The organism is Sphingobium ummariense RL-3, from assembly GCF_000447205.1.
Classification (GTDB): domain Bacteria; phylum Pseudomonadota; class Alphaproteobacteria; order Sphingomonadales; family Sphingomonadaceae; genus Sphingobium; species Sphingobium ummariense.
Genome location: NZ_AUWY01000018.1, coordinates 1 through 8,810, shown reverse-complemented (window position 1 = coordinate 8,810; position 8,810 = coordinate 1). Strand labels below are relative to the sequence as shown.

The window sequence follows — 8,810 nt, the reverse complement described above, 5'->3', positions numbered from 1 at the left end:
AGCAGAAAATCGCTCCGTTTGCGAGCAGACGCCGCTACGATTGCAAGCGCCTACAGGTAATAATCGCGGTGTTGGGGATCGCAGCCAGTTGGGAGCGGGAGCGCATCACCGAGCGCACCGCCGCAGGGCGTGTCCAGGCAAGAGCGCGTGGTGTCAAATTCGGTCGCAAGGCGGCTCTCACCCCTCACCAGCAGTCCGAGGCACTGGAGAGACTGGCTGCTGGTGATACGCAGCGCACCGTCGCGGCGCTGTTTGACGTCAGTCAGGCAACGATATCGCGGCTCGTCGGACGATAGCGAGCTGCGCGCAGATCAATCATCTGCCTTGCCGAACAACCGACCAAAAAAGCCGCGCTTGGATTCCGCAGGCTCCGGGCCGGTCAGCAATCCTATCACCCGCGCCTGCGCCTCTCGCCGCTCATCCTCTGATTTGTCGAGCCTCTGCCGTAGATCGGCAACTACGCTATCGCGGTCCTGCAACTGTTCACGCAACAGTTCAATCTCACGTTGCAACCCCCCTGAATTTATTGGGGTTTCGCTGTTTCCAGAAGGGGTTTCGGAGCGGGACTCGGCAACCGTTTCTTTCTGTTTCGGGGGGAACACCCGGAATAGTTCGGAAGTGTCTATGAGGTAGCCGTTATCGGTCTTCTCAGCATAGCTAAGACGACCAGATTTAAGAGCTTTTGAGACGGTCCCCTTGCTGACCCCGGCCAGTTCGGCCCCTTTCGTCATCGAGACGGTTGCCATGCTTTATTCCCCCGTTTCCAACCGGGAACGTATCCCTGTTTCTATAGGGTATCGTGAAACCCAAAGAGCGACAACCACTAGGGTTTACTCCATTTTTCCGCGCAACCCCTTACCCAAGTCGTCCAGTCTTCACGCAGAGCATCGCCTCGGAGCTGACGCCGCTTGTCGGCTCGCACTCGCGCATATTGATCCGCCAATCGCTGAACCGCGTGTCCTCCACCATAGGTGACGCCGATCGCATGCAACTCGACCGCGCCAAATTCCGTCACCTGATCGTCGGCAGGCCAGCGTAAAACATCGGACACACCCAGATTTGCAGCGGTCGCTGCGATGATCGCACTGGGGTCCATTATCGTCTCTGCCGTCCCATCTCGACGGGCGCGGCGACCGGCGCGATGTCGCTCGTTTTCTTCTTCGGCGGCAACCGCTGCGATTGGTGGTTTGCGGCGGAAGGTTATTGCGACCTCGATGACCTTGCGGCCCCGCCTTTTTGCAACGTCCCACGCCACGGAGAATTGTGGGACAAGCTGATTGATTTCGGCCGTCGCGGCATCGAGGACGAAACGCCGTAAGTCAGCGAACGAGCTATAAGCCCCCTCTGGAACGCCCAGCTTGGCGCGCAGGGTTTCCACATCGCCGCGCCAGATCGGCACGTCTCGTCGGTAGAGCAAGGCTCCGAGCTGGTATAGTTCGAGCGCATATTTGCTGTCGAAGGCCAGCACCGTTGCCCGATGCAGGAGGGCGTAGGCTTCGCTGTCTTTCAGAAGGTCGCGCGCACGCCGGGTGAAACGGTAGATCAACCACCCCTGCTCCCCTCCCTCAAACGTCTCTTCGATCATCTGGAAGGTGCGCCGCCCGTGGTCGCCGTCCACCTTGTCGGGCATTGCGAAGAAGATGCCCATCAGCTCGTCAATCGTCTCGGTAAGGCGATCGTTGGAATTGTGGGAGCCGCGCAACATGCGCTTGGCGATTCTGTGTTCCTGGTCGCGCCAGGCATCGCCAGCGGCCTGGTGCATCATCAAGGCAAAGACCTTGCGCGCTGACAGGCTCAGGGAAACCCCCCTCGCATAGCGGACTTCCACCAGTTCGCGCGGCTGCACTATCGTGTCGGAACCGCGTTCCTTCTCGATCCGTGCCACTTCCATCGTGCGGCCAGTTGTGTCGGCTGTCCCGTCCATAATCGGACATTCGGGCGAGGGGCGGGCAAGGTCAAGGTATTATGAGATGAGAGACAAATTGCTCTCATCTCACGCACCCCATTTCTCATGATACCCCCACCCCAAAACTCACAATAGGGCACCCCATTTCTCATGATGCTCCACCCCATTCCTCATGAAAGTCCGGAATATGCCTTTATATTCAATGTGTTTGACACCCCCTGAATCATAGAATCCCAGAATCTAGAATCAACGCGGGCGCGCGAAGAGAATGCCGCTCTAAAGGACGAGGAATATGGAATTGGCCTTTCGGCCAATGCGCCTTTGATGTGCGACGGCTTCGCCGTCACAAGGCGGCCTACCGGCCGCAGGCTTCCCAGGGGAGAAGCACGGCGAAGTCAGGTGCGCCATCGCCCTGTTAGTCCCTGTGGAGGGCACAGAGACGGTTAGGAGGAACCGCCGAAGGGTATGCGCTGCGGGGGGGCTATCGTGCGGATCGCGTCTCCTAGGGCCGTCTCAGGCAGGATCAGCCAGCCCCGCGAACTCGCGCTGATCGTAATATCGGATTTTCTGGACCCGGAGGGGGTCTTTGCCCTGGATCATCAGCAGCTGTTCGTCCGGCCCCATGCGCATGATTTCGTCGGGGTTCATGAGGTTGCGGGCGCTGACCTGGGTGCTGGTCGAGCGGGTATGCTTACTACGCTCAAAAATGCTGCCATGGGTCTCGGAGTAGCCCGCCGTGCGAAATTCGAGGGTTTCCTGTCCCATCGACTTGGACAGCAGTTCGGCGGTCGCATGGTCGTTCACCCCGAACGCCTGCAACACCCCGGCATTCGACAGGAAGGTGCCTGCACGCTCGCCATAGAGGGCGCGCAACTGGTGCATGTCCTGCAAGATCGGCCAGAGCTGCAACCCGTATCCGGCCATCAGGCCCATCGCCCGCTCGACGGGTTCGAGTCTGCCTAGGGCAGCAAACTCATCGAGCAGGAACAGGACGGGCCGCGCCGGTTTGACCGGCGAACGCGCCATGTCGGTGAGCGCCTGGGCGACCAGCAGGCGCAGCCAGCGGGAATAGGCATCGAGCCGGTCAGGGGGCAGGCACAGAAACACCGTGGAAACCCCCTCCTTCAACCCTGCAAAAGTGAAGTCGGAGGCCGAAGTGCTGGCGACGATGCGGGGGCTATCGAGAAAATGGGTATGGCGCTGGGCCGAGGACAACACCCCTGCGGCCTCGCGGTCGGACTTACCGAGGTGGCGATTGCCGGCGCGGGCGATGAGGCCGCCGGCGCCGCGGCTGTCCTGCATCAGGACGAGCAGATCGGCAAAGTCCTTGGGGGCGAGCGTGAGATAGTCGCGCACCGTCGCCAGGGTGCGATGCTCGCGATCCTCGTGGACCACGGCATAGAGGATCAGGCCCGCAATCAGCGCCTTGGCTTCCTCGTTCCAATGGGCCTCGCCGCCTTGCCCTGCGGAATCGTGGACTAGGGCATCGGCCAGCGTCATGGCGTCCTCGGCCAGATCGAGGCTTTCCGGGTCGAGCCGGTCGAGCGGATTATAGCGGGCGGCGGGTTGCCCGGAGACGCCGAAGGGATCGAGGCACCACACCTTGCCCTTGGTGGCGCGGGTGCGAGCAGTGACGCGGGCGTTCTCGCCCTTGGGGTCGATGCAGATCACCGAGCGGTCGATGATCAGCAGGTTGGGAATGATGGTGCCCACACCCTTGCCGCTGCGCGTGGGGGCCATGGTCAGGAGATGGGCGGGGCCGTCATAGCGCAGCAGCTTGCCGGTCCTGAAGGATCGACCAATCAGAAGATCGCCCTTGTTGCTCGCGAGGGCGCGCACGTCATCGATTCCACCGAAGGCGGCCGAGCCGAGCAGCGCGTTGCGGCGGCCCTTGAAGGCAAACTTCCAGACCAGGACGAGGAAGACGACGAGCGCGACCCAGGCAATGGTGCTGGCGATCGCGGTCGGTAGCACCTTTTCGAGCAGCCAGGACGTGCCGAGCAGGACAGCCAGGCTACCGACGACAGCTAGACAGCAGCCACCGTTATTGTCTTCCCCGACGATCGGCCCGCTCATTGTTCCTCCCGTCCACGTTCGAGGTTCTTCAGGCGAGCGAGCAGCGGCTGCAAAAGGGCATGATCGCGCTCGCGGGTCAGGAACATCGGCAGTTCGCGTTGCAGGAGCGGGGCGAGCTGGCGACCCGTGGGCGTATCCTCGTCTATGTGGTGAAGGATAAACGCGCCCAGCATGATGCGCTCGCGGGTTTCAGCCTTGCGGCGTTCAGCGGAAAGCCGTGCCTCAAGAGCCTTTCGTCGCTCGCGTAGTTTGCGCTCGTCTTCGCGCATTTTCTCAAGGCGTTCTTCAACGGGCGTGCGCGCCATAGCGGTCCTCCTTGTCAGTTCGCTATAGCAAGAGGATCGCAACAAGGCTACCTTAGCGAAGATAAGGGCACGCTTATACATCGCTGCGCGATGTGCGTGGTCCTCGTGGGGGCTTTGCCCCCGCCGGACGGCTTCCCCCTTAAGTGAAGGAAGTTAGAAGGCGCGCGGTCCGTGGCGATCTACCATTGCTCTGTCAAAGTCATCTCGCGGGCCAGCGGGCGCAGCGCGGTCGCTGCCGCCGCCTACCGGTCAGGCGAGCGGCTGACCGACGAGCGCCTGGGCAAATGCCACGACTACACGCGCAAGTCGGACATCGAGCATCGGGAGATCATGGCCCCCGATCGCACGCCGGACTGGATGCTCGATCGCTCGCGCCTGTGGAACGGCGTCGAGGCGGTCGAGAAGCGCAAGGACGCCCAGCTGGCCCGCGAGGTCGAAATCTCCCTTCCACGTGAATTGGGCGCGGAAGATCGGCGGGCACTGGTCGAGGGATATGTGCGCGAGCATTTCGTGTCGCAGGGGATGATTGCGGACGTGTCGCTGCATCGGGGCCATTCGGCCGACGGGCAGGAGCAGCCGCACGCGCATGTCATGCTGACGATGCGCGACCTGACCGGCGAAGGGTTCGGCAAGAAGAACCGCGATTGGAACGCCAGCGAACGGCTTGAGGGGTGGCGGGCGGCATGGGCGGACCATGCCAACCAGGCGCTGGAACGGGCGGGGTGCGATGAGCGCATCGATCATCGGTCGCTCAAGGATCAGCGCGAGGCTGCCCGCGATCGGGGAGACGCGGAAAGGGAAAGCGACCTCGACCGCGAGCCGATGGGCAAGGTGCCGCTGGCGGCGGTGGCGATGGAGCGCAAGGGCACGTCCACCGAGCGCGGGGACGAACAACGGGCGGTGCGGGCACGCAATCAGGAGCGGCGCGAGCTGACCCAGCAGCTGCGCGAAATCAGCGCCAGGATCGCGGAGACAATGCGCAACCTGGGCGACAAGGCCAAGGGCATGGCGCAGGGCCTACGTGATCGCCTGGGCGCGGCATGGGGCCGTCAGGACCAAGCCGCCGATCGCGGGGCGGCCGAGCGGATCGCGGAGGCGACCGCACAGCGTGGCGAACGCGATCGGGATGGGCCGGAGCCAGGCAGCGCGGCCGAGCGCATTGCGGGGCGGCTCGACAAGATCGGGAAGCACGATCCGCTAGAACGCGAGCGGCGGCGCGATCGTGAGCAGGACAGGGACATAGAGCGATGAGCGAGGATGACGGCGACGATCCGGTAATGGCGCTGCTGGCGACCCAGCGCGCGGTGCTGGCGGCGGTCGAGAATCTGGCCGCCCAAGTCGAAGCCATGCAGGGGCAGCTCGGCGTCATGGCCGAGGCGATCGACCGGTTGACCGGCGACCAGGCCAGCGCGGCCCCGAAGGGCGCGCCAGTGTCGCTTGGCGCGCGATTCCGCATTGCGACAGGCCCGGAGGCCGACGCCGATCCTGAATTACAGAATGCATACCGGCATTATCGCCTCGCCAAGCATCTGGCAGAGACTTTGAATAGAAACGATCCTGCTGTCATTGCCGCTGATGTGGCGCGGGCACATGATTGGATCGCGGATCAGCTCGACAAGGGCCGGGTGTTCGATCCGCTGAAAAGCCGGGATGAGGGCGGGGTGTCCAAGGTCGTGGTCGAACCGATCCACGAGGAAATGCTGGGGAAACGGATCAGGGTCGAGCGGAAGCAGGAGCGGGAGCGGGAGCGGTCGAGGTAGATCCTTTGCCGTAAAGGCTCAGGATGATTTGCGGCACCAGCGAGGGCGGCACGCCTTCTTCCATGAACATCGCCAGCATGGCGTGCTCCTCGATGGTCAGGTCCATGCCCTCGATCGCCAGATTGGCGCACGCCTCGGCGTTGGCCTCGCGCCATTGTTCCATTTCGGCAGCGGTGCCGCGTACATAGTCCATAGCACGCACCTGGGCGCGGAGCGCGGGAAGGTCGATCGGTATGATGGTCATAGCGACGACATTTGTATCAGATTTACCTCCAGAAAGCATTGCATTTGCAGGCTTTTTATGAGAACAAAAAGAGAACAAACTTGAAATTGACTAAGCGTTGAACCGGAGGCATAGAGATGCAAGGTGCTGCACTTTGCGGCAAAGTGAGGCAACTTATGCCGTCGAAAAACCGGATCACCGTTAATCTGTCCGAAGATGAATATGCCGCTTTCGATCGGCTTGCGGCTCGGTCGAAGGTGTCGAAGGCATGGCTTGGCCGTCATGCGATCAGCTCGTTGATCGAGCGTACTGATGGGGATGAGCAGCAACTGCCGCTTCCCCTGACAGGATTGAAGCGTAGGGGGAGCCGATGAAATCGCGCCATAACATGACCGTCATCGATCTTTTCTGCGGAGCCGGTGGCCTTTCCGAGGGGTTTCGGCAAGCGGGTTTCCACGTCTTAGCGGGACAGGATTATGACGACCGGGCAGGCGAGACATTTTCCGCGACCCACCCAGAAGCCAAGTTCATTGGCGGGCCGATCCAAGACGTTACAGCACAGCAGCTCTTAAAGGCTGCTGGCGTCAAGAAGGGTGAAATCGACGTGATCGTCGGTGGTCCTCCGTGCCAGGGCTATTCGGTTTATAATCACCAGCGAGGCGTCAATGACCCACGCGCAGGCTTGTTTCGCGAGTATCTTCGGATCGTGAAGGGCATTCAGCCGCGTTGGATCGTGATGGAGAACGTAACCGGCATCACGTCGATCGGCGGGGGCGGCATCGTGCATGAGATATTCGAGGGTATGAAAAGCCTCGGCTATCGCGTCGATATGAAGGTACTCCGCGCCGAAGAATATGGGGTGCCCCAAGAGCGCAGGCGCGTGTTTTTCATTGCCACGCGCACCGATGCGCCAATCTTGTTCCCCGAACAAACACATGGCCCAGGCTTGTTGCCCTTCGTGACAGTTTGGGATGCTATTTCCGATCTTCCTAAGTTGGAAAACGGCGATCGTGCAGGGCCGCGACCATACGGAAAACGGCCTCAAAACAGCTATCAGGCTTTGTTGAGAGGGGACTGCACTATCGTGCAGAACCATTCCGCATCTAAGCTATCGCGGATCAACCAGGAGCGGATGCGACATATTCCCGCTGGGGGATCATGGCGGGACATACCGATCGACCTGTTGCCCGCAGGCATGAAGTTGGCCAAGCGTAGCGATCATACCAAGCGATATGGTCGACCCAAAAAAACAGACCTGTCATGCACAGTATTGACCAAGTGCGATGTGCATTGGGGGGCCTATATTCACCCCGTCCAAGATCGTTCGTTCACGGTTCGCGAGGCAGCAAGGCTACAATCATTCCCTGATTTCTTCACGTTCAAGGGTAACAGCACAGAGCAATATGTGCAGGTCGGTAATGCGGTCCCGCCTCTACTCGGGAAGTGCGTTGCCGAAGCACTACTTCTTGCGGATACGGCAGGGATGGCCTCTAAGCAGGTGAAAGCCAGCCTGCGTGAGGAACTCCCGATTGCCGTTTGAACCTGAGTCGATTGTTGGAGAGGTATTAGGTCGGCGGGCGGCAAAGGGTGTCGATCCTGCTGCCGCCGATTTCGAGTGCCCGTACATTCAGTCGCGATGCCCCAAGCGCAGCACACAACTCCCCAGCGAGCCTTATCCCGTGTGCAGTCTTTGGAAGCCTGCACCCCGGAAATCGACCCAAGGGCCAGAGTTGATTTTCGTCTGTCCGAAGCGATTCTACGCTGTCGATTTTCTGACAGAGGTCATCGAACATTGCTGGCCGGGTGAGAAGCCTACTGATCCGCAGATCGCCCGCGAAGTCAAAATGGAGGGCTTCGGGAATGTCGATTTCGTTATCGCAGACGTCAAGAGTGATAAGGAAATCGACCAATTCCTGTCGGTAGAGCTTCAGGCCATTGATATTACTGGATCTGTTTTTCCTGCTTATCAGGCTTTGCGAGCTGGAGAAGATCTAGAGAAAAAGCCGACATACGGATTCAATTGGGACAACGTATACAAGCGTTATATTACCCAACTCATCCGAAAAGGCTATTTCCATCACCATTGGAAATCGAAAATCGTCGCGGTTATTCCTGAGCAAGTATATCAATATATACTAGGCCGCGCGGCATTTATGAAAACTAGCGATGTTAAGAATGACCCGCAGGTCAATATCATATTTATGACTTATCGCTTAGAAGCCGATGCGGATAGGCCAGGTGAGTTTAAGCCTGTGCTTGTTAATGTAGAAGGCACAAGCCACACAAACTTGCAAAATGCCATCATGTATAAAGACCCGCCCCAGAGATCGGCCTTTACGGCACAGATTAAGAGTTCTCTGGTTCGCGGTGCTGTAAGGTTGGCTGATCTAATTGCAGCGGGCGAGGTTTCCGAGATGGAAGATCATGAGGACGAAGGGCCGGACCCAGGAGACCTGATTCAGTAGGGTTGATCCGAAAGTTACATGTAGGCGCTTGCAATCGTAGCGGCGTCTGCTCGCAAACGGAGCGATTTTCTGCTC

11 protein-coding genes are annotated in these 8,810 nt (G+C 60.0%); 6 read left to right on the top strand and 5 right to left on the bottom strand.

Features of this window, described 5'->3' with window-relative positions:
* Positions 1 to 296 (top strand): helix-turn-helix domain-containing protein (locus M529_RS25535; protein ID WP_021316109.1); only part of this gene is annotated, 296 nt, incomplete at its 5' end.
* 15 nt (positions 297 to 311) lie between these two features.
* Here M529_RS25535 and M529_RS25530 read toward each other — a convergent pair.
* From M529_RS25530 to M529_RS0123980, 4 genes are all read right to left on the bottom strand, one after another.
* The gene (locus M529_RS25530) at positions 312 to 746 is read right to left on the bottom strand and encodes a cell division protein ZapB (protein ID WP_021316108.1); all 435 of its coding nucleotides are present in this window, start codon (positions 744 to 746) and stop codon (positions 312 to 314) included.
* Between the two features lie 77 nt (positions 747 to 823).
* Positions 824 to 1,924 (bottom strand): replication initiation protein, encoded by a 1,101-nt coding sequence (locus tag M529_RS25525; protein ID WP_044663677.1) that lies wholly within the window; start codon positions 1,922 to 1,924, stop codon positions 824 to 826.
* A 495-nt stretch (positions 1,925 to 2,419) separates the two neighbouring features.
* Entirely contained in the window at positions 2,420 to 3,982 is a 1,563-nt protein-coding gene (locus M529_RS25520) for a type IV secretory system conjugative DNA transfer family protein (protein WP_021316106.1), read from the bottom strand.
* Positions 3,979 to 4,287, bottom strand: a complete 309-nt coding sequence (locus M529_RS0123980; RefSeq protein WP_022684617.1) for a hypothetical protein — start codon at positions 4,285 to 4,287, stop codon at positions 3,979 to 3,981. The genes M529_RS25520 and M529_RS0123980 overlap by 4 nt, the downstream gene beginning before the upstream one ends.
* Before the next feature lie 171 nt (positions 4,288 to 4,458).
* On the opposite strand from M529_RS0123980, the gene mobQ reads away from it, so the two are divergent.
* Both mobQ and M529_RS25515 read left to right on the top strand, forming a co-directional pair.
* Entirely contained in the window at positions 4,459 to 5,538 is a 1,080-nt protein-coding gene (gene mobQ / locus M529_RS0123975; protein ID WP_021316104.1) for a MobQ family relaxase, read from the top strand.
* Positions 5,535 to 6,047: a hypothetical protein gene (locus M529_RS25515; RefSeq protein WP_021316103.1), complete on the top strand. Its 513-nt coding sequence runs from the start codon at positions 5,535 to 5,537 to the stop codon at positions 6,045 to 6,047. Before mobQ ends, M529_RS25515 begins: the two co-directional genes overlap by 4 nt.
* Here M529_RS25515 and M529_RS25510 read toward each other — a convergent pair.
* Entirely contained in the window at positions 6,001 to 6,291 is a 291-nt protein-coding gene (locus tag M529_RS25510) for a hypothetical protein (RefSeq protein WP_021316102.1), read from the bottom strand. The two genes, M529_RS25515 and M529_RS25510, sit on opposite strands and share 47 nt — an antisense overlap.
* 116 nt (positions 6,292 to 6,407) lie before the next feature.
* Between M529_RS25510 and M529_RS47975 the strand changes: the two genes are divergently transcribed.
* The 3 genes from M529_RS47975 to M529_RS25500 are packed head-to-tail and all read left to right on the top strand — an operon-like array spanning position 6,408 to position 8,735.
* A complete protein-coding gene (locus tag M529_RS47975; RefSeq protein WP_081643412.1) occupies positions 6,408 to 6,644 on the top strand; it encodes a ribbon-helix-helix domain-containing protein in 237 nt (78 codons plus the stop codon).
* 14 nt (positions 6,645 to 6,658) lie between these two features.
* Entirely contained in the window at positions 6,659 to 7,810 is a 1,152-nt protein-coding gene (locus tag M529_RS25505; protein ID WP_051132691.1) for a DNA cytosine methyltransferase, read from the top strand.
* On the top strand, positions 7,800 to 8,735 hold the full coding sequence (locus M529_RS25500) for a NotI family restriction endonuclease (RefSeq protein WP_158230102.1): 936 nt from the start codon (positions 7,800 to 7,802) through the stop codon (positions 8,733 to 8,735). Before M529_RS25505 ends, M529_RS25500 begins: the two co-directional genes overlap by 11 nt.
* Positions 8,736 to 8,810: the final 75 nt, after the last annotated feature.

Bases quoted from the DNA above. Each gene is read 5' to 3' on its own strand.
- M529_RS0123980 (WP_022684617.1), bottom strand. From the start codon at position 4,287: ATGGCGCGCACGCCCGTTGAAGAACGCCTTGAGAAAATGCGCGAAGAC.
- M529_RS25510 (WP_021316102.1), bottom strand. From the start codon at position 6,291: ATGACCATCATACCGATCGACCTTCCCGCGCTCCGCGCCCAGGTGCGT.
- M529_RS47975 (WP_081643412.1), top strand. From the start codon at position 6,408: ATGCAAGGTGCTGCACTTTGCGGCAAAGTGAGGCAACTTATGCCGTCG.
- M529_RS25520 (WP_021316106.1), bottom strand. From the start codon at position 3,982: ATGAGCGGGCCGATCGTCGGGGAAGACAATAACGGTGGCTGCTGTCTA.
- M529_RS25525 (WP_044663677.1), bottom strand. From the start codon at position 1,924: ATGGACGGGACAGCCGACACAACTGGCCGCACGATGGAAGTGGCACGG.
- M529_RS25530 (WP_021316108.1), bottom strand. From the start codon at position 746: ATGGCAACCGTCTCGATGACGAAAGGGGCCGAACTGGCCGGGGTCAGC.
- M529_RS25515 (WP_021316103.1), top strand. From the start codon at position 5,535: ATGAGCGAGGATGACGGCGACGATCCGGTAATGGCGCTGCTGGCGACC.
- M529_RS25505 (WP_051132691.1), top strand. From the start codon at position 6,659: ATGACCGTCATCGATCTTTTCTGCGGAGCCGGTGGCCTTTCCGAGGGG.